Annotated in this window: 27 protein-coding genes; 17 read left to right on the plus strand and 10 right to left on the minus strand. The window is 54.1% G+C overall.

Annotated elements, in window-relative coordinates:
• Positions 1–12 precede the first annotated feature (12 nt).
• The 3 genes from nirD to tsgA all read right to left on the minus strand — a co-directional run bounded on the left by nirD (position 13) and on the right by tsgA (position 4,382).
• On the minus strand, positions 13–339 hold the full coding sequence (nirD, locus tag HVX64_RS01920; protein ID WP_042998403.1) for a nitrite reductase small subunit NirD: 327 nt from the start codon (positions 337–339) through the stop codon (positions 13–15).
• Positions 336–2,879, minus strand: coding sequence for an NADPH-nitrite reductase large subunit (gene nirB / locus HVX64_RS01925; RefSeq protein WP_181825224.1), 2,544 nt, complete (start codon positions 2,877–2,879; stop codon positions 336–338). Before nirB ends, nirD begins: the two co-directional genes overlap by 4 nt.
• Before the next feature lie 321 nt (positions 2,880–3,200).
• A complete protein-coding gene (tsgA, locus tag HVX64_RS01930; protein WP_044253471.1) occupies positions 3,201–4,382 on the minus strand; it encodes an MFS transporter TsgA in 1,182 nt (393 codons plus the stop codon).
• Between the two features lie 265 nt (positions 4,383–4,647).
• Here tsgA and ppiA point away from each other — a divergent pair, with 265 nt between their 5' ends.
• From ppiA to HVX64_RS01955, 5 genes are all read left to right on the plus strand, one after another.
• Positions 4,648–5,220 carry a peptidylprolyl isomerase A gene (ppiA, locus tag HVX64_RS01935; protein ID WP_042998400.1) on the plus strand — a complete coding sequence of 191 codons (573 nt, stop codon included), beginning with the start codon at positions 4,648–4,650 and terminating at the stop codon, positions 5,218–5,220.
• A 108-nt stretch (positions 5,221–5,328) separates the two neighbouring features.
• Positions 5,329–5,496, plus strand: a complete 168-nt coding sequence (locus HVX64_RS01940; protein WP_044253468.1) for a YhfG family protein — start codon at positions 5,329–5,331, stop codon at positions 5,494–5,496.
• Positions 5,486–6,088, plus strand: coding sequence for a putative adenosine monophosphate-protein transferase Fic (locus tag HVX64_RS01945; RefSeq protein ID WP_042998398.1), 603 nt, complete (start codon positions 5,486–5,488; stop codon positions 6,086–6,088). Before HVX64_RS01940 ends, HVX64_RS01945 begins: the two co-directional genes overlap by 11 nt.
• A 31-nt stretch (positions 6,089–6,119) precedes the next feature.
• Positions 6,120–6,683: an aminodeoxychorismate synthase component 2 gene (gene pabA / locus HVX64_RS01950; RefSeq protein WP_044253465.1), complete on the plus strand. Its 564-nt coding sequence runs from the start codon at positions 6,120–6,122 to the stop codon at positions 6,681–6,683.
• Between the two features lie 85 nt (positions 6,684–6,768).
• Positions 6,769–7,986, plus strand: a complete 1,218-nt coding sequence (locus HVX64_RS01955) for an aspartate aminotransferase family protein (RefSeq protein ID WP_044253462.1) — start codon at positions 6,769–6,771, stop codon at positions 7,984–7,986.
• Between the two features lie 67 nt (positions 7,987–8,053).
• On the opposite strand, the gene HVX64_RS01960 is transcribed toward HVX64_RS01955, so the two are convergent.
• A complete protein-coding gene (locus HVX64_RS01960) occupies positions 8,054–10,141 on the minus strand; it encodes a YccS/YhfK family putative transporter (RefSeq protein WP_044253459.1) in 2,088 nt (695 codons plus the stop codon).
• A gap of 51 nt (positions 10,142–10,192) precedes the next feature.
• On the minus strand, positions 10,193–10,825 hold the full coding sequence (gene crp / locus HVX64_RS01965; RefSeq protein WP_000242758.1) for a cAMP-activated global transcriptional regulator CRP: 633 nt from the start codon (positions 10,823–10,825) through the stop codon (positions 10,193–10,195).
• A 307-nt stretch (positions 10,826–11,132) separates the two neighbouring features.
• Between crp and HVX64_RS01970 the strand changes: the two genes are divergently transcribed.
• Positions 11,133–11,537: an OsmC family protein gene (locus tag HVX64_RS01970; protein WP_042998393.1), complete on the plus strand. Its 405-nt coding sequence runs from the start codon at positions 11,133–11,135 to the stop codon at positions 11,535–11,537.
• A 99-nt stretch (positions 11,538–11,636) separates the two neighbouring features.
• Here HVX64_RS01970 and HVX64_RS01975 read toward each other — a convergent pair whose 3' ends face one another.
• Genes HVX64_RS01975 through HVX64_RS01990 form a run of 4 tightly spaced genes read right to left on the minus strand, consistent with a single transcriptional unit; the run spans position 11,637 to position 15,705 of the window.
• On the minus strand, positions 11,637–12,506 hold the full coding sequence (locus tag HVX64_RS01975; RefSeq protein ID WP_042998392.1) for a phosphoribulokinase: 870 nt from the start codon (positions 12,504–12,506) through the stop codon (positions 11,637–11,639).
• Positions 12,507–12,560: 54 nt separating this feature from the next.
• Complete coding sequence (locus HVX64_RS01980; protein WP_042998391.1) at positions 12,561–12,779, minus strand: YheU family protein; 219 nt, start codon at positions 12,777–12,779, stop codon at positions 12,561–12,563.
• A gap of 2 nt (positions 12,780–12,781) precedes the next feature.
• Positions 12,782–13,798 (minus strand): hydrolase, encoded by a 1,017-nt coding sequence (locus HVX64_RS01985; RefSeq protein ID WP_080721655.1) that lies wholly within the window; start codon positions 13,796–13,798, stop codon positions 12,782–12,784.
• A gap of 5 nt (positions 13,799–13,803) precedes the next feature.
• A complete protein-coding gene (locus tag HVX64_RS01990) occupies positions 13,804–15,705 on the minus strand; it encodes an ABC transporter ATP-binding protein (protein ID WP_044253454.1) in 1,902 nt (633 codons plus the stop codon).
• Between the two features lie 136 nt (positions 15,706–15,841).
• On the opposite strand from HVX64_RS01990, the gene kefG reads away from it, so the two are divergent.
• From kefG to slyD, 4 genes are all read left to right on the plus strand, one after another.
• On the plus strand, positions 15,842–16,393 hold the full coding sequence (gene kefG, locus HVX64_RS01995; protein WP_044253798.1) for a glutathione-regulated potassium-efflux system ancillary protein KefG: 552 nt from the start codon (positions 15,842–15,844) through the stop codon (positions 16,391–16,393).
• A complete protein-coding gene (kefB, locus tag HVX64_RS02000; RefSeq protein ID WP_044253451.1) occupies positions 16,393–18,198 on the plus strand; it encodes a glutathione-regulated potassium-efflux system protein KefB in 1,806 nt (601 codons plus the stop codon). The genes kefG and kefB overlap by 1 nt, the downstream gene beginning before the upstream one ends.
• A 9-nt stretch (positions 18,199–18,207) precedes the next feature.
• Positions 18,208–18,408 carry a YheV family putative zinc ribbon protein gene (locus HVX64_RS02005; RefSeq protein WP_042998388.1) on the plus strand — a complete coding sequence of 67 codons (201 nt, stop codon included), beginning with the start codon at positions 18,208–18,210 and terminating at the stop codon, positions 18,406–18,408.
• 94 nt (positions 18,409–18,502) lie between these two features.
• Positions 18,503–19,099, plus strand: coding sequence for a peptidylprolyl isomerase (slyD, locus tag HVX64_RS02010; protein ID WP_042322804.1), 597 nt, complete (start codon positions 18,503–18,505; stop codon positions 19,097–19,099).
• A 197-nt stretch (positions 19,100–19,296) separates the two neighbouring features.
• Here the strand turns inward: slyD and HVX64_RS02015 are convergent, their stop codons facing one another.
• Complete coding sequence (locus HVX64_RS02015) at positions 19,297–19,515, minus strand: protein SlyX (protein ID WP_042998387.1); 219 nt, start codon at positions 19,513–19,515, stop codon at positions 19,297–19,299.
• Between the two features lie 223 nt (positions 19,516–19,738).
• Between HVX64_RS02015 and fkpA the strand changes: the two genes are divergently transcribed.
• From fkpA to rpsG, 7 genes are all read left to right on the plus strand, one after another.
• Positions 19,739–20,566 carry an FKBP-type peptidyl-prolyl cis-trans isomerase gene (fkpA, locus tag HVX64_RS02020; protein WP_044253447.1) on the plus strand — a complete coding sequence of 276 codons (828 nt, stop codon included), beginning with the start codon at positions 19,739–19,741 and terminating at the stop codon, positions 20,564–20,566.
• A 166-nt stretch (positions 20,567–20,732) separates the two neighbouring features.
• Positions 20,733–21,455, plus strand: coding sequence for a transcriptional regulator (locus HVX64_RS02025; protein ID WP_042286247.1), 723 nt, complete (start codon positions 20,733–20,735; stop codon positions 21,453–21,455).
• Entirely contained in the window at positions 21,455–21,841 is a 387-nt protein-coding gene (tusD, locus tag HVX64_RS02030; RefSeq protein WP_042998385.1) for a sulfurtransferase complex subunit TusD, read from the plus strand. Before HVX64_RS02025 ends, tusD begins: the two co-directional genes overlap by 1 nt.
• Positions 21,841–22,200, plus strand: a complete 360-nt coding sequence (gene tusC / locus HVX64_RS02035; RefSeq protein ID WP_042998384.1) for a sulfurtransferase complex subunit TusC — start codon at positions 21,841–21,843, stop codon at positions 22,198–22,200. Before tusD ends, tusC begins: the two co-directional genes overlap by 1 nt.
• A 7-nt stretch (positions 22,201–22,207) precedes the next feature.
• Positions 22,208–22,495: a sulfurtransferase complex subunit TusB gene (gene tusB / locus HVX64_RS02040; RefSeq protein WP_042998383.1), complete on the plus strand. Its 288-nt coding sequence runs from the start codon at positions 22,208–22,210 to the stop codon at positions 22,493–22,495.
• A gap of 125 nt (positions 22,496–22,620) precedes the next feature.
• Positions 22,621–22,995: a 30S ribosomal protein S12 gene (gene rpsL / locus HVX64_RS02045; RefSeq protein WP_000246815.1), complete on the plus strand. Its 375-nt coding sequence runs from the start codon at positions 22,621–22,623 to the stop codon at positions 22,993–22,995.
• 96 nt (positions 22,996–23,091) lie between these two features.
• Positions 23,092–23,562, plus strand: a complete 471-nt coding sequence (gene rpsG / locus HVX64_RS02050) for a 30S ribosomal protein S7 (RefSeq protein ID WP_042998382.1) — start codon at positions 23,092–23,094, stop codon at positions 23,560–23,562.
• The last annotated feature ends 11 nt before the right edge of the window (positions 23,563–23,573 follow it).

Consider the following 23,573-nt stretch of genomic DNA (forward strand, 5'->3'; position numbering starts at 1 on the left):
CCCTAAAATTCATTAACTGCGCAACTGCACAATGCCATCTTTCACCCGCGCGTCGTAGTGCGCCACGGAATGACGTTCGTCCTCCATGCACAGGCCGTCGCTCAGGCGAAAGCGCTGTTTTTTCAACGGGCTGGCGACCCACAATTCGCCCTGATGTTCCGCAATCAATCCGCGAGACAGCACGCTGGATTCAAAGAACGGGTCGATGTTGCTGATCGCAAACACCTGGTCGTTGTGATACGGACGAAAAATAGCGACCTGTTCCTCACCTAACAACGCGCAGACGCCGGTTGCGGGCAGGATGTCATCAATGTGGCAGATGTTTGTCCACTGGCTCATGCGTTTTCCTCCACCAGAGTGACCGGGATGCGTTCATACGGCGTGGCCGGACGATGCTGTTCACGTTCAGGCACTACCTGGACGTTCGGATCGCGTTTATCGCTGTTGATAAAGTGTCTGAAACGCGTCTGGGCAGATGGCGTGTTGACGGTTTCCGTCCACTCGCAGACTACGGCTTCGCGCAGACGGGCCATCTCTTCTTCCAGATGTTCGTTCAGACCTAGTTTGTCGTCGATGATGACGGAACGCAGATACTCAATGCCGCCTTCCAGGTTGTCTAACCACGGGGCGGTACGGGTCAGTTTGTCCGCCGTACGGATGTAGAACATCATGAAACGGTCGAGATATTTGAGCAGCGTTTCACGATCGATATCCGCTGCCAGCAGATCCGCATGACGCGGTTTCATCCCGCCATTACCGCAGACGTACAGGTTCCAGCCTTTCTCGGTAGCGATGATACCGACGTCTTTGCCCTGGGCTTCGGCACATTCACGGGTACAGCCGGAAACGCCGAACTTCATCTTGTGCGGGGTGCGAATGCCTTTGTAGCGGTTTTCCAGCTCAACGCCGAAGCCCACGCTGTCACCCACGCCATAACGGCACCAGGTGCTGCCCACACAGGTTTTCGCCATGCGCAGCGCTTTGGCGTAGGCATGGCCGGTTTCGAAGCCAGCTTCAATCAGTTGGCGCCAGATTTCCGGCAGGTCGTCTTTTTGCGCGCCGAACAGGCCGATACGCTGAGAACCGGTGATTTTGGTGTACAGATTAAATTCACGGGCGATACGACCTACGGCAACCAGACCTTCCGGCGTGATTTCACCGCCGGCAGAGCGTGGGATCACAGAGTAGGTCCCGTCTTTCTGGATGTTCGCCAGGAAGTTGTCGTTAGTATCCTGCAGCGGGGTGTGCTGCGGTTTCAGAATGTACTCATTCCAGCAGGAAGCCAGCAAAGAGCCCACGGTCGGTTTACACACTTCGCAGCCATAACCTTTACCGTGTTTTGCCAGCAGCTCCTCGAAGGTTTTGATGCCTTCCACTCGAATCAGGTGGAACAGTTCCTGGCGCGAGTAAGCAAAGTGCTCGCACAGGTTGTTGTTCACTTCGATACCCTGTTTCGCCAGTTCGGCGTTCAGCACCTGGGTAACCAGTGGGATACAGCCGCCGCAGCCGGTACCGGCTTTGGTTTCGGCTTTCAGCGCGGCAACGGTGTGGCAGCCTTTGTTGATGGCGGCGACCAGCATCCCTTTGGTGACGTCGAAACAGGAGCAAATCTGCGCGCTGTCCGGCAGTTTATCCACGCCAATAGACGGTTTACCACTGCCGGTATGGGCCGGCAGGATCAGCGAGTCCGGGTTTTCCGGCAGTTCGATGGCATTCAGTACCAGTTGCAGCAGGTTGCCGTAATCGCTGGTATCTCCCACCAGCACAGCGCCGAGCAGGGTTTTGTTATCCTGGCTTACGATAAGGCGTTTGTAGACTTCTTTGCTTTCGTCGAGGTAAACGTAACTACGGGCACCCGGCGTGCGGCCATGTGCGTCGCCAATACCGCCAACGTCAACGCCCAGCAGTTTCAGCTTGGCGCTTAAATCTGCGCCTTCGAAGGCGTTTTCGTTATTGAGAATATGGTCAACGGCGACCTGCGCCATTTTGTAGCCCGGCGCGACCAGACCGTATACCCGGTTGTTCCAACTGGCACATTCACCGATGGCGTAGATATCCGGGTCGGACGTCTGGCAGGCATCGTTGATCACGATCCCGCCGCGTGGCGCAACCTCCAGACCACACTGGGTCGCCAGTTTGTCGCGTGGGCGAATACCGGTCGAGAAGACGATGAAGTCCACTTCCAGCTCGCTACCGTCGGCAAAACGCATCGTTTTACGGGCTTCAGTGCCTTGCTGGACGATCTCCTGGGTGTTTTTGCTGGTGTGCACGCGCACGCCCATGCTTTCAATCTTGCGACGCAACTGTTCGCCGCCCATAGGGTCAAGCTGCTCAGCCATCAGCATCGGGGCGAATTCAATCACGTGAGTTTCCACGCCGAGGTTTTTCAGCGCGCCTGCCGCTTCCAGACCTAACAGACCGCCGCCGACGACCGCACCACGCTTGCTGCGACGAGCACAGGATTCAATCGCGTTGAGGTCTTCAATGGTGCGATAAACGAAGCAGTCCTGGGTTTCGGAACCTTTAATCGGCGGGATCCACGGATAAGAACCGGTCGCCATAATCAGCTTGTCGTAGTAAACCGTACGGCCCGCACTGGAGTGAATCACTTTTTCCTGGCGGTTGATGGTAATCGCACGTTCGCCGACCAGCACGTTAACGCCGTGCTTCTCGTAAAATCCTTCGCGAACCAGAGACAGTTCTTCGGCGGTGTGGTGTGAGAAGTAGGATGACAGGTGCACACGGTCGTATGCCTTGCGGGGTTCTTCGCAGAAAACAGTAATATCAAAATTGGCAGCGTCGGATTTATCAAGAAGGTCCTCAATAAAGCGATGGCCGACCATACCATTACCGATAATAGCGAGTCTGACTTTGCTCATTTTTGCCTCGATTTCTTTTCTATTACTGCCTACCTTAACGATTCAGCACCCCCACTTATTGATGCAAATCAAATTCACCTTTATATACCTCTTAAGGAGTATATTGCTGATTTGACAGCATTTTCTTAAGTTGTGGAAATATCAGACTTTTCGCGATTGTACAAATAACGTACAAAATGAGGGGGTTTTTAGCAGAAGAGGGCTACCACTAAAGATTGGCTGCCTTACATCCTTCGAGGAAGGGAAGAGAAACGAGAAAAGGCCGGATGTCGGTAGCGTTTTATCCGGCCTATAAAGAGGATCGCCATCCGGCAAATCACGTTACTGTGCTGTCGGGGCCTCATGCTGACGATGACGGGTCACAAAACCGAGGATAAAGCACATCACGAAGACGATAGCGTACAGGCCATTCGCGGTGAGCAAGGCCGCCTGAGGACCGCTGTGCGCCACGATAGGACCGGTGACGACAAACGTCAGCATGGTGCCGATGGTGCCGCAGGTCAGGACGAAGTTAACCAGTTTTGGCGAGGCTACGCGGGTTTGCTGCGAACCCAGGGTGATGATAGTGGTATAGATGGCGCTGGAGAAAAAGCCGAGAGCCAGAATAAACCACGGCATATGTTCAGGCGTCCCGGTGATGAACAGGTACATCAGCACGGTGGCCAGTGCCGCCAGTACAGTCAGAATGCGCTGCAAATCAAAGAAACGCAGAATGAAGCTGAATGCCCACATCCCAAACATGTATGACATCCAGAAGTTGCTGACCAGCGTACCGGCATCGTTCAGGCTCATCCCCAACCCTTTCGCGTACTCGGGTACCCAGGAGATAAAGCCCAACTGACCGAGGATGTAACACAGCGCAGCGACAGACAGAAACAGGACGCCAATACCCCATTTCTCTTTCACGATGGGTGTATCGCTTTGCGGCGCGTGTTTGCCCAGCGGCGGGAATTCACAACCAAAGGTCAGAAGAAAAATAGCGACATAGACCAGACCGATGCAGGCGTACACCCAGTACCATTCGATGCTGCGCGCCAACAGGAACGCGGCGACCATCGGGAAAACCATCCCAGCCATGCTGAAGAAGGAGTCGGTAAACAACAGACGGGAGCCGCGCTGACGGCCTTCATACATCTGCGTAATCAGGAACGTACCAATGGACATGGTGATCCCGCTGACCAACCCCAGCACAAACATTGCGGCAGAGAATAAAGCCAGGCTGTGGCTGAACATCAGACCGGCAACGGCCAGTACCATCAGGATAAAGCCAAAGCGCAGTTGCGTTTTCAGCGGAACAATTTCCATCAGCCAGGCATTAAGGAAAATGGAGATCAAGATACCGGCGTTCAGGAATGTGAAAGTGTTACTCATACTGGAAACTGGCAGCTGGAAATACTCTGCGATGTTTCCCATCACCATCCCGGTGACAATAACCAACGCACCGGTGAGGGCGTAGGAGAGAAAGCTAATCCATGTGAGCTTGATACGATTGCTGTTAGTCATGACTGGCCTGTAAATGGAAGTAAAGCGCATTGACGGCGCCGGGAACGGGCGGATTTTAGGCTTTTTAGTGATGCATTTAAACTTTTATCGGAAATTACAGGATCTGTTACATTTTTAAAGGTGACGTAAGTCACAATAATTAATGCTTTGATGAAGTTACATATGTTTCAGGTACGTAAAATTAGGTAAAGGGATGGCCTTGTCCCTGAAGGCTCTTTAGAATCAAACCACTGGCTTTTGTTACCGCTCTCCTAAAGGAAATCTCATGCTCAAATCGACCCTGGCGGCTGTTGCAGCTGTTTTCGCCCTTTCTGCTCTCTCTCCCGCAGCGCTGGCAGCAAAAGGGGATCCGCACGTTTTGCTGACGACCTCTGCAGGTAATATTGAACTGGAACTGAATAGCCAGAAAGCGCCTGTTTCAGTGCAAAACTTTGTCGATTATGTGAACAATGGTTTCTATAACAACACCACGTTTCACCGTGTAATTCCCGGCTTTATGGTCCAGGGCGGTGGCTTCACCGAGCAGATGCAGCAGAAGAAACCTAATCCCCCAATTAAAAACGAAGCCGATAATGGCTTGCGTAACACGCGCGGCACCATCGCGATGGCGCGTACTGCTGATAAAGACAGCGCGACCAGCCAGTTCTTTATCAACGTGGCCGATAATGCCTTCCTCGATCACGGCCAGCGTGATTTCGGCTATGCCGTATTTGGTAAAGTTGTGAAAGGGATGGAGGTGGCCGATAAGATTTCCCAGGTGCCGACCCATGATGTCGGCCCTTACCAGAATGTGCCGTCAAAACCAGTGGTTATCCTCTCCGCCAAAGTTCTGCCGTAATCCTTTCCCGCGCGGGCATTGCAGGCCCGCGTTGCTTTATCTTCCCTGCGTAACCGCGTTTTGCTGCTTATACTTGTGGCAAACACGGATCAATCAGGGAGGCGTAAAGTGAAAAAACTCACCGACAGGCAAAAATCCCGGCTCTGGGAACAGCAGCGCAACGTGAATTTCCAGGCCAGCCGCCGTCTTGAGGGCGTCGAAAGTCCGTTAGTCACGCTTAATGCCGCAGAGGCGCTGGCGCGTCTGGAAGAACTCCGGAGGCACTATGAGCGATAAAATCGGCGACGACCGCGATCCGTATCTTTACCCCGGACTGAATGTGATGCGTAACCGTCTGGGGATCCACCAGGTTGCACGTCTGGAACAGGCCGCTTATGAACTGACTGCACTACGAGCGGCGACTATCGAACTGGGCCCGGCGAAGCGCGGCTTGCCTCATCTGTGCGCGATTCATCGGCAGCTTTACCAGGACGTCTTTGACTGGGCGGGTCATCTGCGTGAAGTGGATATCTATCAGGGTGATACCCGTTTCTGCCATTTCGCGTACATCGAAAAAGAGGGAAATGCCCTGATGCAGGATCTGGAAGAAGAGGGCTACCTGATGGGGCTGCCAAAAGAGAAGTTCGTCAGTCGCCTTGCACATTATTACTGTGAGATCAACGTGCTACATCCGTTTCGTCTTGGCAGCGGCATGGCGCAGCGGATTTTCTTCGAACAGCTGGCTATTCATGCGGGGTATCTTCTTCACTGGGCAGATGTGCCGGTGGCGGAGTGGCGTCGGGCGAATCAGGAAGGGGCGATGGGCGACCTTAGCGCATTGCAGGCGATATTTCGTAAAGGGGTAAGCGAAGCCGAGGAAACTGAGTAGAATAGCGCGGTTTTCCTCGACCGGAGCCGCCATGATCCTGCTTATCGATAACTACGATTCTTTCACCTGGAACCTCTACCAGTATTTTTGTGAGCTGGGCGCTGACGTGCAGGTTAAGCGCAATGATGAATTGACGCTGTCGCAGATCGATGCGCTACAGCCGCAAAAAATCGTCATTTCGCCCGGTCCCTGCACCCCGGATGATGCCGGAATTTCGCTGGAGGTGATTCGCCACTATGCCGGACGTTTGCCGATACTGGGCGTCTGCCTGGGGCATCAGGCGATGGCGCAGGCTTTTGGCGCAACGATCGTACGCGCCGAAAAAGTGATGCACGGAAAAACGTCGCCCATCCACCATACGGGACAGGGCGTGTTTCAGGGGTTAACTAACCCGCTTACCGTCACCCGCTATCACTCGCTCATCATCGACCCCACCACACTGCCAGACTGCTTTGAGGTGACCGCCTGGAGCGAAACACAGGAAATTATGGGGATTCGCCATACGGTGTGGGATCTGGAAGGGGTGCAGTTCCACCCGGAAAGTATTCTCAGCGAGCAGGGACATCAATTGCTGGCAAATTTCCTCAATCGGTGATTTGTGATTGCTATCCTGTGATTTTTTATGCATATTTTGTGATTATATTTTCACATTCATTTTTGCATAACTGGATGGGCATGAGATGGCAACTGAACAAACGGCAGTAACCCGGGCAACTTTCGATGAAGTCATTCTGCCGATTTATGCACCGGCGGAATTTATTCCGGTAAAAGGCAAAGGCAGCCGGATCTGGGATCAGCAGGGCAAAGACTATGTTGATTTCGCGGGCGGAATTGCGGTGACCGCGCTGGGGCATTGCCATCCTGTACTGGTCGATGCGTTAAAAGCGCAGGGCGAAACGCTCTGGCATACCAGTAACGTCTTCACCAACGAACCCGCGCTGCGTCTGGGACGAAAAATAATCGATGCCACCTTTGCTGAGCGCGTGCTGTTTATGAACTCGGGAACAGAAGCCAACGAAACGGCGTTCAAGCTGGCGCGTCATTACGCCTGCGTGCGCCATAGCCCGTTCAAAACCAAAATCATTGCCTTTCATAACGCGTTCCACGGTCGCTCGTTGTTTACCGTCACGGTGGGTGGTCAGCCGAAGTATTCCGATGGCTTTGGGCCGAAACCGGCGGATATCATCCATGTACCGTTTAACGATCTCCATGCGGTGAAAGCGGTGATGGATGACCATACCTGCGCGGTGGTGGTTGAGCCGGTACAGGGAGAAGGTGGCGTTCTGGCCGCGACGCCGGAGTTCCTGCAAGGGCTGCGCGAGCTCTGCGACGAGCACCAGGCATTGCTGGTGTTTGATGAAGTACAAAGCGGCATGGGGCGTACCGGCGATCTGTTTGCCTATATGCACTATGGCGTGACGCCGGATATCCTCACCAGCGCGAAAGCGCTGGGCGGTGGCTTCCCGGTCAGCGCGGTATTGACGACGCAGGAAATCGCCTCGGCGTTTCATGTCGGCTCTCATGGTTCGACCTACGGCGGTAACCCGCTGGCCTGCGCGGTGGCGGAAGCCGCGTTCGACATCATCAACACGCCAGAGGTTCTGGGAGGCGTGAGTGCAAAACGCCAGAGATTCGTTCAACATCTGCAGCAGATTGATGAGCAGTACCACGTGTTCAGCGATATTCGCGGTATGGGGCTGCTGATTGGGGCCGAGCTGAAATCACAATACAAAGGGCGTGCGCGTGATTTCCTCTATGCGGCAGCCGACGCGGGTGTGATGGTGTTGAATGCCGGTCCTGATGTGATGCGCTTTGCCCCATCGCTGGTGGTGGAAGAGGCGGATATCGACGAAGGGATGCAGCGTTTTGCACAGGCTGTCGCGAAGGTTATCGGTTAACGGTGTGTCTGACGGCGCGGCGTTTATCAGGCCTGGTGCTGATAACGCGTGTATCCGGCAATCCGTGTTAACCCCGCATATCCCGTAACCGGCGGCTGAGCCAGATCCCATGGTGCGGCCGCTGACGCCATGCGACAGACGAGATAGTATGCATCGTGTTCAGGTGCCCCAGTACGCGTTGCAGATGCTGTTCCAGCGTGCTTAAGGGGCCGTGGGTGAGCGCTTCAGGCGCTTCCAGAATATTCACATCCCCCGAACTGCCCGGCCCGTCGTATTCCAGCCGCTGCTGACAGCGTTGGATGGCAATTTCGCACGATTGCAGATATCGCTGCGCCAGTTCCGGCGTCAGCATCGTATGCTCACGCGCCAGCGTGGTCATGGCATTGATATGTTCGACGATAAACTGACTGTGCGTCACCCACAGCTTCATGTCCGCCAGGTAGTGCGTGTTAAAGCCTGGCTCCTGCATCGCCTGATTCAGTGAGTTAAACAGCGTGTTGTGCGCCTGATTGACGCGCATACGCTGATAAGCCAGCGGTGTGGCCTGCGGATCGTCACTCAGAATCAGACGAATAGCTTCCTGATCGGCCTCCAGCGCATCATGGGCGTTTTTACGCAACAGTCCGCTCTGCCATTGTGGCCATAACCAAACGGTGCCGCCAAACGCAATCAGGCAGCCTATCACCGTGTCGACAAATCGCGGAATGATGAACTGTTCGCCGTCCAGCGTCAGGAGTTGCAGGGTGTACACCGCCGTGACGGTAAATCCCACGGTCGCCCAGCCGTAGTTTTTGCGGATGGTCAGATAGCTGACCAGGGTGATCACCAGCATCAGCGCCAGCGTATATCCTTCAGGAATATGAAAGTGCAGTGTTACGCCTGCGATAATCAGCCCCACCAGCGTTCCCGCCGAACGGTGCAGAATACGCACGCGGGTGGCGCCGTAACCGTTTTGTGTCACAAACAGCACCGTCATCAGGATCCAGTAAGGCTTCGGCAGATGCAGCGCGGTTCCCATCAGACTGGCGATACTGAGCATGACGCTGATCCGCCCGGCGCTGCGGAGCGCCGGAGATTTCAGCGAGAGGTAGTTTTTCAACGCCGGCAGCAGCGGTAGCCGACGCTGCTTATCGGCCATTAGATCGCGGGCGTACAATGGTCGCTGGGTGCGCAGTACGCGGGCGATACGGCTGAAGTGCCAGTAACAGAACTGCCCGACGGGGTTATCCGGATGCTGATGAGCAATTTTTTCCAGCGCGCCAATCTGCTTTTGCATGGTGAACCGCGTCGGCAGCCGGTGATACAGAATGTCATCCGCCAGTACGCGCAGGCGAGCGGCGACCGTTTGCGCCGTCCAGCGTATCACCTGCTCCGCGTGACTGCGCTCGACCAGCTTTTGCACCTCTTCCGGTTGATGCAAACTGACGGAGATATGTTCCTGCAGATCCAGCGCTTCCTGAAAGGCGCGCAGCATCCGCTTATAGTCATTATTGTGATGCGCCGACAGCATGTGCATCTGCTGATAGCACTGGGTGATGAGGTCGACGGCCTTCTGCTGGCGCACCAGAAGCGGCGGCAGGGCTTTTTCCGGGTCGGTATGCTGGGTCAGCATGCTGTATTTCGCTTCGCAGTAATCCGCCAGTTCCCGGTACAGCAGGCTCAGCGACTCGCGCAGCGGCTGTTCGCGCCAGAGCCAGAACCAGAACCAGTTAAACAAGCCATACCACAGCGTGCCCAGCGCGTAGATCAGCAGCGGTTCCCAGACCGGCATATTTCCCGCGAGGCTCAGTGTGAAAATCGCCGCGATCAGCGAGGCCGGAAGCAAACGCGCGTGAAGGGAGCTCAATTCAGCGGTTACGCCGAGCGTGAGCGTCAGGCCGGTCAGGATCAGGGGTAACGGCACCGCTTGCGCCAGCAGTAGCTGCATGATCAGGCTACAGCCGGCAAACAGCGACGCACCGATAATCAGACGTTTGAAAAAGCGTTTGTGCGGAGTATCAAGCCCGGCAATGTTGCAGCAGGCGGGAACGAGAGAGAAGAGCAGGCCCAGATGTAACTGCCCGATGATCAGTCCGACGGCCACGGGCAAACAGAGCACCAGCGTTTGACGTAGTGCATAATTGATTTCTGGGTGATAAATCAGTCTGCGCCACATTGGCAAAACAAAAATGACGCGCTAGCGGGTAGCGCGTCATTTCCGATGAGATTAACGAGTGCCGTAAACGACGATCGTTTTACCGTGAGCGGAGATCAGGTTCTGATCTTCCAGCATCTTCAGAATACGACCAACGGTTTCGCGAGAGCAGCCAACGATCTGGCCAATCTCCTGGCGAGTGATTTTGATCTGCATGCCGTCCGGGTGAGTCATCGCATCAGGTTGTTTCGCCAGATTCAGCAGAGTCTGGGCGATACGACCGGTCACGTCGAGGAAGGCCAGGTTACCGACTTTCTCTGAAGTGACTTGCAGACGGCGAGCCATTTGGGAAGAGAGGCGCATCAGAATATCCGGGTTCACCTGGATCAACTGACGGAATTTCTTGTAAGAAATTTCAGCCACTTCACACGCTGTTTTCGCCCGAACCCATGCGCTACGTTCCTGGCCTTCTTCAAACAGGCCCAGTTCGCCAATAAAATCACCCTGATTCAGATAAGAAAGGATCATTTCTTTCCCTTCCTCATCCTTAATCAACACTGCCACTGAGCCCTTAACGATGTAGTACAACGTTTCTGCTTTTTCACCCTGGTGAATCAGCGTGCTCTTGGACGGGTACTTATGAATGTGGCAATGAGACAAGAACCATTCAAGTGTCGGGTCTGTTTGCGGTTTGCCAAGCACCATGCGCGATTATCCTCTGTTATAAGCTGTCTCCAGAGCCAAAAAATGCCGCTGTCTCTGGGGTTGCAAAAATGTGCTTCCCGCGTCCTGGGAAGAGGCTGTCAAAAACTCACTGCAGCCTTTAATGTGAAGTCCTCTGCATACATGCAGTACATCAATGTATTACTGTAGCATCCTGACTGTTTTAGCATAGCTTTAGCCGTGTGTCTCCTGGTGTCTCGCTTCAGCATGACGGAGGTCGCCTTCCGTTGCGAGAATTGTTATGTACGCGTAATCTGTCAGGAAAATTGACGCACTGGAGTTAAAAAATATGCAAGCGCGTGTTAAATGGGTTGAGGGGTTAACCTTCCTTGGTGAGTCGGCTTCCGGACACCAGATTTTGATGGACGGTAACTCTGGTGATAAAGCGCCGAGCCCGATGGAAATGGTGTTGATGGCAGCGGGCGGTTGCAGCGCCATTGACGTGGTTTCTATCCTGCAAAAAGGCCGTCAGGATGTGACGAACTGCGAAGTGAAACTGACGTCAGAACGTCGCGAAGAGGCGCCACGCCTGTTCACCCACATCAATCTGCACTTTATTGTCACCGGTAACGATCTGAAAGATGCCGCCGTTTCGCGTGCGGTCGACCTGTCAGCGGAGAAGTACTGCTCTGTGGCGCTGATGCTGGGAAAAGCGGTCAACATTACCCATTCGTATGAAGTGATTGCGGCGTAATTTTTCCTGTCGCCGGATGGCGGCTAGCGCCTGGTCCGGCCTACAGTTCCCTGATTTGTAGGCCCGATAAGCGTAGCGCCATCGCGCACTTCCCATCGTTTATTCGATCTTCTTGCCTTCCATCAGTCGCTGCACCAGCGGCAACATGATGAGTTCCATTGCCAGCCCCATTTTGCCGCCGGGTACCACCAATGTATTGATGTGGGAAATGAATGACCCCTGCAGCATCGCCAGCAACCAGGGGAAATCGATTCCTTCCAGATTACGGAAATGAATCACGACAAAGCTCTCATCCAGTGACGGAATGCCTTTGGCCGCGAATGGGTTCGAGGTGTCGACGGTGGGAACGCGCTGGAAGTTAATGTGGGTGCGGGAGAACTGCGGCGTGATGTAGTTGATATAGTCGTCCATCGAACGCACTACCGAATCCATCACCGCTTCACGAGAATGGCCTCGCTCGCTGGTGTCGCGGATAAGCTTCTGGATCCACTCCAGGTTAACGATGGGGACCACGCCGACCAGGAGATCAACATGTCTTGCGACCTCATGCTGGGGCGTGACGACGCCGCCGTGCAGGCCTTCATAGAACAATACGTCAGTGGGTTCCGGCAGGGGTTGCCACGGGGTAAACGTCCCCGGTACCTGATTCCATGGCACGGCTTCATCATAGGTATGCAGATATTTACGCGACTGGCCTTTGCCCGTCTGACCGTACTCGATAAACGTCTGCTCCAGTAGACCGAAGTCATTGGCGTCGGGGCCAAAATAGCTGATGTGGCGTCCGGCGTCGCGTGCTTTGCGGATCGCCATATCCATTTCCGGACGGGTATAGCGGTGAAAACTGTCGCCTTCCACCTCGGCTGCGCGCAGGTTGAGCTGCGCAAAAATTTTACGGAACGCGAGGCTGGTGGTGGTGGTCCCCGCGCCGCTGGATCCTGTTACCGCAATCACCGGATGTTTGGCAGACATGTTAACTCCATCAATAAATTGATTTTTTATTATAGTCGGCCGATAGCGTGCGGGTTATTCGCGAAATTGCTTGCGCGGCATGATATTGACGGTTTCGTGCAACTCAGACCACACCAGCACCGCTTCGCCACACTGTAACTGGCGTTTGACGTCGGCGACTTTTTGTTCAAGGGTACGTTCATGTTCACCATAATCGGTACCTTCGCGCAACACAAAGCTTTCGATCAGATTGTCCAGCGTCTCGGGGGAAAGGTCCTGCCAGGGGATTTGCATGATTAGGCCTCCAGATACGGTGTCAGCCAGTCAGGGATGCGCGATTCCAGCCACATTTCTGGCCGACGTAGCGTCCCGCCAATAAATCCAACGTGCCCGCCATGTTCGGTTAACTGATATTCCACCTGCGGCGGTAAATCTTCTGCTTTGGGGATCACATGATGATCCATAAACGGGTCGTCTTTCGCGTGAATGATCAGCGTCGGAATGGCGATGTCGCTGAGCAAGGGCATGGCACTGCACTGACGATAGTAGTCGATAGCATCGGCGAAGCCGTGAATTTTGGCAGTGATCAGATCGTCAAACTCACGGATCCGGCGCAGGGACTTCAACTGCGCCAGGCTCACCGGCAGCGAGCCTGGATAAGCCGCCAGCTTGCGCGATGCGTTAGCTTTCAGCAGGTTGAGCAGATAGCGCTGATAAATACGGGAAAAGCCTTTATCCATATGATAGCTGCATGCTTCCAGTACAAAGGGAGCCGAGACAATGACCGCCGCATCAAGCGGGATGTTTTTCCCTTCTTTAGCCAGCAGGCATGCCAACATATTTCCGCCGAGCGAATAGCCTACGGCGGCCGTCGGCGCGTGGCCAAATTCCCGCTGCAACCAGCCTAAGAACCAGGTTCCGTCTTCGGTTTCACCGGAGTGATAAATACGGTTCAGGCGATTCGGTTCGCCGCTGCAACCGCGAAAGTGCATCACCACGCCAAGCCAGCCACGATTCTTTGCCGCTTCAATCAGGCCATGTGCGTACGGACTGTTCAGGCTGCCTTCCAGACCATGAAAGACCACCAGGCGCGGCTTGTGCTTCGCCTGATGCGGATCTTCACTCCATGCCAGATCGACAAAGTCGCCGTCGGGCAATTCCAGACGCTGCCAGTGGGCGTCGAAATTCACCTTTCGGCGGATCAAACGCGGCAACATGGTCTGTAGATGGCAGTTACTGATACCGCGCATCGGGCGAAATTCGTCACTGCTGCCATTTGGCATCTCTGGGTCGTGAAGGATTACGTGTGTCATCACCGTTACTCGCTCAGCATCTGCTCAAGCTGTTCCTGGGCATCCAGCCAGGCCAGTTCGCACGCTTCCAGCCCGGCTTTGGCGCTGGCCTGCTGTTGCAGACATTCCGTCAGCTCGGCTTTGCGGCTCTGGTCGTAAAGTTCGCTGTCACCCAGCTTCTCTTCTGCCTGCGCCAGCTGTGCGTTCAGCTTCTCCATCTCTTTTTCCAGACGGGCGATCTCTTTACGCAGCGGCTGGGTTTGCGTCCGCAGTTCAGCTTCCCGACGCTTCTGATCTTTACGCGCTTGCGCGCTGTTGATGTTCTCTTTCGGCGTCTCGTCGGACTGGCTTTCCTGCTTCTGCACATCGCTCAGCCACTGCTGATAATCTTCCAGATCGCCATCGAACGGCTCGACCTTGCGGTCATGCACCAGATACAGGTCGTCGGTTGTGGAGCGCAGCAAATGGCGGTCGTGCGATACGACCACCAGCGCGCCTTCAAATTCAATCAGCGCTTCGGTTAATGCCTGGCGCATGTCGAGATCAAGGTGGTTAGTCGGTTCATCGAGCAGCAGCAGGTTCGGACGCTGCCAGACGATCAGCGCCAGCACCAGTCGCGCTTTTTCACCGCCGGAGAAACGACGCGTCTCTTCGCTGACTTTATCGCCCTGAAAGCCGAAGCCACCCAGGTAATCGCGTAGTTTCTGTTCCAGTTCTTGTGGCGCCAGTCGCACCAGATGCTGCAACGGCGACTCATCCGCGCGCAAATACTCAAGTTGATGCTGGGCGAAATACCCGAGCTTAATGCCTTTTGCCAGGCCAATTTCACCGCTCACCGGCGCGAGTTCGCCCGCCAACAGTTTAATGAGCGTGGATTTACCCGCACCGTTACGTCCCAGCAAACCAATACGCGATCCTAGCACCAGGTTCAGTTTGATTGAATCCAGAATGATGCGTTCGCCGTAACCGGCGCTCACTTTCTCCATCTTCAAGAGCGGATTCGGCAGGCTTTCCGGCGCCCGGAAGCTGAAATGGAACGGGTTATCGACATGCGCCGGGGCAATCAGCTCCATGCGTTCCAGCATCTTAATACGGCTCTGTGCCTGTTTTGCTTTCGTGGCTTTGGCGCGGAAGCGATCGATATAGCTTTGCAGATGCGCCACGCGCTCCTGCTGGCTTTCATACATCGCCTGTTGCTGGGCCAGACGCGTGGCACGCTGAATTTCAAACGCGCTGTAGTTGCCGGTGTACTCGAACATCGTTTGCTGTTCGATATGAATGATTTTATCCACAACCGGATCGAGGAAATCACGGTCGTGAGAGATCAGAATCAGAGTGCCCTGATAGCTCTTTAGCCATTTTTCCAGCCAGATAACCGCATCCAGATCGAGGTGGTTGGTTGGTTCATCGAGCAGGAGGAGATCGGAGCGACAAATCAGCGCCTGAGCCAGGTTGAGACGCATACGCCAGCCGCCGGAAAAGTCGCTGACTGGACGTTCCAGTTGTTCATTAGAGAAACCGAGACCATGCAACAGGCTGGCTGCGCGGGAGCGTACGGTCCAGGCGTCGATGGCATCCAGCTTGCCGTGGACGGTGGCAATGGCGTGTCCGTCGTTACGTTCGTTAGCGTCATGCAACTGGGCTTCCAGTTGACGATATTCGCGGTCACCGTCAATAACATATTCCAGCGCGGGCTGGGGCAGGGCTGGTGTTTCCTGATTCACCCACGCCAGCTGCCAGCTACCGGGAAAGGTAAAACCGCCGGCATCTGCGCTGATTTCATTTTTCAGCAATGCCAGCAGGGTAGATTTCCCGCAGCCGTTCTTACCCACCAGGCCCACTTTCTGGCCCGGATTGATGGTGGCAGTGGCATTGTCCAGTAAGACGCGCACGCCGCGACGAATTTGTAACGAGGAGAAAACAATCATAAGGCGCCGTATGTTCAGACTATGTTAATTTATCATTATGATAATGTAAGGTGTGGGCCATTTTCCGCACCGGGCCGCAATGGTAGCCCAAAACGACGACGATACACAAAAACAGAAATAAACCGGGAGGGGGATGATGTCTCAGCCAGCAAAGGTCTTGCTGCTGTATGCCCATCCGGAATCTCAGGACTCGGTGGCTAACCGGGTACTGCTTAAGCCGGCCACGCAGCTCAGCAACGTTACGGTGCACGATCTCTACGCGCACTATCCTGATTTTTTTATCGATATCCCGCATGAGCAGGCGCTACTGCGTGAGCATGACGTGATCGTGTTTCAGCATCCGCTGTACACCTATAGCTGTCCGGCGTTGCTGAAAGAGTGGCTGGACCGCGTATTGAGCCGTGGCTTTGCCAGCGGCCCCGGGGGAAATCAGTTAGCGGGAAAGTACTGGCGGAGCGTGATAACAACCGGGGAACCGGAGAGCGCCTATCGCTATGACGCGCTGAATCGCTATCCGATGAGCGATGTACTACGGCCATTCGAACTGACGGCAGGGATGTGCCGGATGCACTGGTTGAGTCCCATTATTATCTACTGGGCCAGACGACAAAGCGTGCAGGAGCTGGAAAGCCATGCAAAAGCGTATGGCGACTGGCTTGCTCATCCCGTTCCTGTGGGAGGCCGCTGATGGAAGGTTCTGATTTAATGCTGGCAGGAGTGCTGTTTCTCTTCGCGGCGGTGGCTGCGGTGCCTTTGGCATCGCGGCTGGGGATTGGCGCGGTATTGGGCTATTTGCTTGCGGGGATTGCTATTGGTCCGTGGGGGCTGGGGTTCATCAGCGACGTAGATGAGATTCTCCACTTCTCTGAACTCGGCGTCGTGTTTCTGATGTTTATTATTGGGCTGGAGCTGAACCCGTCGAAGCTCTGGCAGCTTCGGCGTTCTATCTTTGGCGTGGGTGCGGCGCAGGTTCTGCTGAGTGCGGCGCTGTTGGCCGGACTGCTAATGTTGACCGATTTCTCGTGGCCTGCGGCGGTCGTCGGCGGGATAGGCCTGGCAATGTCTTCCACTGCGATGGCACTACAACTGATGCGCGAAAAAGGGATGAATCGCAGCGAATCCGGGCAGTTGGGCTTTTCGGTTTTGCTGTTCCAGGATCTGGCGGTGATCCCGGCGCTCGCGCTGGTACCGCTGTTAGCCGGTTCGGCCGATGAAGACTTTGACTGGATGAAGATCGGTATGAAGGTGCTGGCGTTTGCTGGCATGCTGATTGGTGGACGCTATCTGCTGCGTCCGGTGTTCCGGTTTATTGCCGCCTCCGGCGTGCGTGAAGTGTTTACCGCCGCCACGCTGCTGCTGGTGCTGGGATCGGCATTGTTTATGGATGCGCTGGGGCTGTCGATGGCGCTCGGCACGTTTATCGCCGGGGTGCTGTTAGCGGAAAGCGAATATCGGCATGAGCTGGAAACCGCGATCGATCCGTTTAAAGGACTGCTGCTGGGTCTCTTCTTTATTTCTGTCGGGATGTCACTCAATCTGGGCGTGCTGTATACCCATCTGCTGTGGGTTGTGGCAAGCGTGGGGGTGTTGGTGGCGGTCAAAACGTTGGTGCTTTATCTGCTGGCGCGACTGTACGGCCTGCGCAGTTCTGAAAGAATGCAGTTTGCGGGCGTGTTGAGCCAGGGCGGAGAGTTCGCTTTTGTGCTGTTCTCAACCGCGTCGTCGCAGCGGTTGTTTCAGGGCGATCAGATGGCGCTTTTGCTGGTGACCGTCACGTTGTCGATGATGACCACGCCGATGCTGATGAAGCTTATCGATAAATGGCTATCCCGCCAGCTTAACGGCCCGGATGAAGAAGATGAAATGCCGTGGGTTGAGGATGATAAGCCGCAGGTCATCGTAGTGGGCTTTGGTCGTTTTGGTCAGGTTATCGGCCGTTTGCTGATGGCGAATAAAATGCGCATTACCGTGCTGGAGCGGGACATCAGCGCGGTGAACCTGATGCGTAAATATGGCTATAAGGTCTATTACGGTGATGCGACGCAGGTGGATCTGCTACGTTCCGCGGGCGCAGAGGCGGCGGAATCTATCGTCATTACCTGTAATGAACCGGAAGATACGATGAAGCTGGTGGCGATCTGTCAGCAGCATTTCCCGCATTTGCATATTCTTGCGCGAGCGCGCGGACGTGTTGAAGCGCATGAGTTATTACAGGCAGGGGTATCACAGTTTTCCCGTGAGACCTTTTCCAGTGCGCTGGAACTGGGACGCAAAACGCTGGTGTCGTTGGGGATGCATCCCCATCAGGCGCAGCGGGCGCAACTGCATTTCCGCCGGCTGGATATGCGGATGCTGAGGGAGCTCATCCCAATGCATGCTGATACGGTACAAATCTCTCGCGCCAGAGAAGCCAGACGCGAGCTGGAGGAGATTTTCCAGCGCGAGATGCAACAAGAACGACGCCAACTGGATGGCTGGGATGAATTCGAATAGAGGATAAGTATGGCAATTCGTAAACGTTTTATTGCAGGGGCGAAATGCCCTTCCTGCCAGGCGCAGGATTCTCTGGCGATGTGGCGCGAGAATAATATTGATATTGTTGAATGCGTTAAGTGTGGACATCAGATGCGGGAAGCGGATAAAGAAGTCCGCGATCACGTTCGCAAAGAAGAGCAAGTGATTGGGATCTTTCATCCAGACTAGCGATATGGCCCGAGATTTTTTAAGCTAAAGGGTACACAGGTGCAGATTTCCGCTACAATCTGCGCCAGCAATTTTCCCACGCTCAGGAGATATCATGAAAGTAGCAAAAGACCTGGTGGTCAGCCTGGCCTATCAGGTACGTACAGAAGACGGTGTGTTGGTTGATGAGTCTCCGGTGAGTGCGCCGCTGGACTACCTGCATGGTCACGGTTCCCTGATCTCTGGCCTGGAAACAGCGCTGGAAGGTCACGATGTTGGCGACAAATTCGATGTTGCGGTAGGCGCGAACGACGCTTACGGTCAGTATGATGAAAACCTGGTGCAGCGCGTTCCAAAAGACGTCTTCATGGGCGTTGATGAGCTGCAGGTTGGCATGCGTTTCCTGGCGGAAACTGACCAGGGTCCGGTACCGGTAGAAATTACCGAAGTGGAAGACGACCACGTTGTGGTTGACGGCAACCACATGCTGGCGGGTCAGAATCTGAAATTCAACGTTGAAGTTGTGGCGATCCGCGAAGCGACCGAAGAAGAACTGGCTCACGGCCACGTTCACGGTGCGCACGGTCACGACCATGACCACGATCACGACGGCTGCTGCGGCGGTCACGGCCATGATCACGGTCACGAGCACGGCGGCGAAGGCTGCTGCGGTGGCGGCGGTAAAGGCAACGGCGGCTGCGGTTGCCACTAATACCCGTCGTCTTTCAAACCACCGCAGCGTTGGCTGCGCTTTCGAACCCCGGTCACATAGTTTTCTATGCTCCCGGGGCTTGCTCAAGCTTGCCGCCTTGCGGTGACTCGAAATCCTTTGGGTATTTATGAGACCGTCCGATAAGTGTTGGTGCCATCGGATACAAGAAAGCGGGTTTAACCCGCTTTTTTTACGTCTCAATAATGAGGCGGTGGCGTCTCTTCGGCCTGGGAGGCGATGTGGGAAGGCTGGCTCGCTTTGAGCTTTTCCGTCAGCAGTCGCAGATGATCGCGCAATTTGGCCATTTCCATCTCGTGAGCGGTTACCGTTACGTTGAGCTCTTCAATGGTGATTTCCTGAAAAGCCAGCCGACTTTCCAGCTCGGCCAGCCGGGTTTCCATCGTTGTGTCCTGCATGATTCACCTCATCGATTGTCTCTGGTCGCGGCGGATTCTACTTAACTTTGTCTGAATACACAGCCCTGATTCAGTCTTGTCGAAACTAATTTAAACAAAAAGAGTCTCAAAAGGAGCGAGAATCAGGCATGTCCGTATGTTGATTTGTTCAACAACGCTTTATAGTACGCTTCTCATAGTAAAGTTAACCATGGGGTGAGATGCCCCGGCCCTGGAGATATGGATGAAATCACTGTTTAAAGTCACTCTGCTGGCGACCACGATGGCCGTTGCTCTGCACGCCCCAATCACCTTCGCAGCGGACGCCGCAAAACCGGCCGCCGCCGCTGCTGACAGCAAAGCTGCGTTCAAAAATGACGACCAGAAATCGGCTTACGCACTGGGCGCATCGCTGGGCCGCTATATGGAAAACTCCCTGAAAGAACAGGAAAAACTGGGCATCAAACTGGACAAAGACCAGCTGATCGCCGGTGTGCAGGATGCGTTTGCTGATAAGAGCAAACTGTCTGACCAGGAAATCGAGCAGACTCTGCAGGCTTTTGAAGCACGCGTGAAAGCTTCCGCCCAGGCGAAGATGGAAAAAGACGCGGCTGACAACGAAGCCAAAGGTAAAGAGTTCCGCACCAAGTTTGCGAAAGAGAAAGATGTGAAGACCTCTTCGACTGGCCTGCTCTACAAAGTTGAGAAAGCCGGTACAGGCGAAGCGCCGAAAGATAGCGACACGGTGGTGGTGAACTACAAAGGTACGCTGATCGACGGTAAAGAGTTTGATAACTCCTACACCCGTGGCGAACCGCTCTCTTTCCGTCTGGACGGTGTGATCCCTGGCTGGACTGAAGGTCTGAAGAACATTAAGAAAGGTGGGAAGATTAAGATGGTCATCCCACCGGAACTGGCTTACGGTAAAACCGGCGTTCCGGGGATCCCGGCTAACTCCACGCTGGTATTCGACGTAGAACTGTTGGATATCAAGCCAGCACCGAAGGCGGATGCCAAGCCAGAAGCAGCAGCTGAAGCTGATGCAAAAGCAGCTGATGCCGCTAAAAAATAAAAACTGAGAACCGCCGCCGAACAGAGCGGCGGTTTTTTTTGTGCAGGCCGGATATAATTAATAGTGGAAAGTGGAACCACCACTGTATTAATTTAATCATCCACAAAATTAATGAGCCTGCCCTGAAAACATAACGACAGGCTCCTGAAAAGGAGTGTTTTTTTTCATGTCCAGGTCGCTTTTAACCAACGAAACCAGTGAGCTTGATTTACTGGATCAACGTCCTTTCGATCAAACCGACTTTGATATTCTGAAATCCTACGAAGCGGTGGTGGACGGGTTAGCGATGCTCATTGGTTCCCACTGTGAAATCGTATTGCACTCTTTGCAGGATTTGAAATGTTCCGCCATTCGCATTGCCAACGGCGAACATACGGGACGAAAAATCGGTTCGCCGATTACTGACCTTGCGTTGCGGATGCTGCACGATATGACCGGTGCAGATAGCAGCGTCTCCAAATGCTACTTTACCCGTGCGAAAAGCGGCGTTCTGATGAAGTCAGTGACGATTGCCATTCGCAATCGCGAGCATCGTGTGATTGGTCTGCTGTGCATCAACATGAACCTTGATGTCCCGTTTTCGCAGATCATGAATACCTTTATTCCCCCGGAGACCCCGGAAGTGGGATCGTCTGTTAACTTCGCCTCTTCCGTGGAAGATCTGGTGACGCAGACGCTGGAGTTCACCATTGAAGAGGTGAACGCCGATCGTAATGTCTCCAATAATGCCAAGAACCGCCAGATCGTCCTGAATCTGTATGAGAAGGGTATCTTCGATATTAAGGATGCCATCAATCAGGTCGCCGATCGTCTGAACATCTCCAAGCACACCGTGTACCTCTATATTCGCCAGTTCAAGAGCGGCGACTTTCAGGGGCAAGATAAGTAATGCGTTTTGCCATTGTGGTTACCGGTCCGGCGTATGGTACCCAGCAGGCGAGCAGCGCATTGCAGTTTGCTCAGGCTTTGCTTGAAGAAGGCCATACGTTAAGCAGCGTCTTTTTCTATCGGGAAGGGGTGTATAACGCCAACCAGTTGACCTCTCCGGCCAGTGATGAATTTGATCTGGTCCGGGCATGGCAACAGATGAATACACAGCATGGCGTTGAGCTGAACATTTGTGTGGCGGCGGCGCTGCGCCGCGGTGTGGTAGATGAAACTGAAGCGGGCCGACTGGGACTGGCGTCCGCCAATCTGCAGCCGGGTTTTACCCTCAGCGGACTGGGCGCGTTGGCACAAGCCTCATTGACCTGCGATCGCGTGGTACAGTTTTGATGAAACGTATTGCCTTTGTCTTTTCCACCGTGCCGCACGGTAGTGCTTCTGGCCGTGAAGGGCTGGACGCGTTGTTGGCGACGTCGGCGTTAACAGAAGAGATCGGCGTCTTCTTTATAGGTGATGGCGTCTTTCAGATCCTGCAGGAACAAAAGCCGGATGTGATTCTGGCCCGCAACTATATTGCGACCTTCAAACTGCTGGGATTGTACGATATCGAACAGTGCTGGTTATGCGCCGCCTCGCTGCGCGAGCGTGGACTCGAAGAAGGGGCCAGTTTTGTCGTTGAGACGACGCCGCTGGAACCAGACGCGCTGCGTCGTGAACTGGGCAACTACGATGTCATCCTGAGATTCTGAGGTTTTCATGCTGCATACTTTACACCGCTCCGCGTGGCACTCTGATTTCTCTGCAATCCTGCGCCTGCTTGCAGAAGGGGATGAACTTTTGTTGCTCCAGGATGGCGTTACCGCCGCAGTCGAAGGCTGTCGCTTCCTTGAAAGCCTGCAAAACACCCCCATAACGGTATATGCACTGAAAGAAGACATTGACGCTCGGGGTTTGGGTGGTCAAATTTCAGACAGTGTCGTCAGGGTTGACTATACTGACTTCGTCAGACTTACGGTTAAGCACGCCAGCCAGATGGCCTGGTGATTGTGTGATCGTTGTATATTTCTTGACACCTTTTCGACACCGCCCTAAAATTCGGCGTCCTCATATTGTATGAGGTCGTTTTATTACGTGTTTACGAAGCAAAAGCTAAAACCAGGAGCTATTTAATGGCAACAGTTAACCAGCTGGTACGCAAACCACGCGCTCGCAAAGTTGCAAAAAGCAACGTGCCTGCGCTGGAAGCATGCCCGCAAAAACGTGGTGTATGTACTCGTGTATATACTACCACTCCTAAAAAACCGAACTCCGCACTGCGTAAAGTATGCCGTGTTCGTCTGACTAACGGTTTCGAAGTGACTTCCTACATCGGTGGTGAAGGTCACAACCTGCAGGAGCACTCCGTGATCCTGATCCGTGGCGGTCGTGTTAAAGACCTCCCGGGTGTTCGTTACCACACCGTACGCGGTGCGCTTGACTGTTCCGGCGTTAAAGACCGTAAGCAAGCTCGCTCCAAGTATGGCGTGAAGCGTCCTAAGGCTTAATGGTTCTCCGTTAAGTAAGGCCAAACGTTTTAACTTAAATGTCAAACTAAACTCGTAGAGTTTTGGACAATCCTGAATTAACAACGGAGTATTTCCATGCCACGTCGTCGCGTCATTGGTCAGCGTAAAATTCTGCCGGATCCGAAGTTCGGATCAGAACTGCTGGCTAAATTTGTAAATATCCTGATGGTAGATGGTAAAAAATCTACTGCCGAAACAATCGTATACAGCGCGCTGGAGACCCTGGCTCAGCGTTCTGGTAAATCTGAACTGGAAGCTTTCGAAGTAGCTCTCGAAAACGTGCGCCCGACTGTCGAAGTTAAGTCTCGCCGCGTTGGTGGTTCTACTTATCAGGTACCAGTTGAAGTCCGTCCGGTTCGTCGTAATGCCCTGGCAATGCGTTGGATCGTTGAAGCTGCTCGTAAACGCGGTGATAAATCCATGGCTCTGCGCCTGGCGAACGAACTTTCCGATGCTGCAGAAAACAAAGGTACTGCAGTTAAGAAACGTGAAGACGTTCACCGTATGGCCGAAGCCAACAAGGCGTTCGCACACTACCGTTGGTAATCCCTTCGGAG

Origin of the sequence: Citrobacter sp. RHB20-C16 (genome assembly GCF_013890155.1) — a bacterium.
GTDB lineage: Bacteria > Pseudomonadota > Gammaproteobacteria > Enterobacterales > Enterobacteriaceae > Citrobacter_A > Citrobacter_A amalonaticus.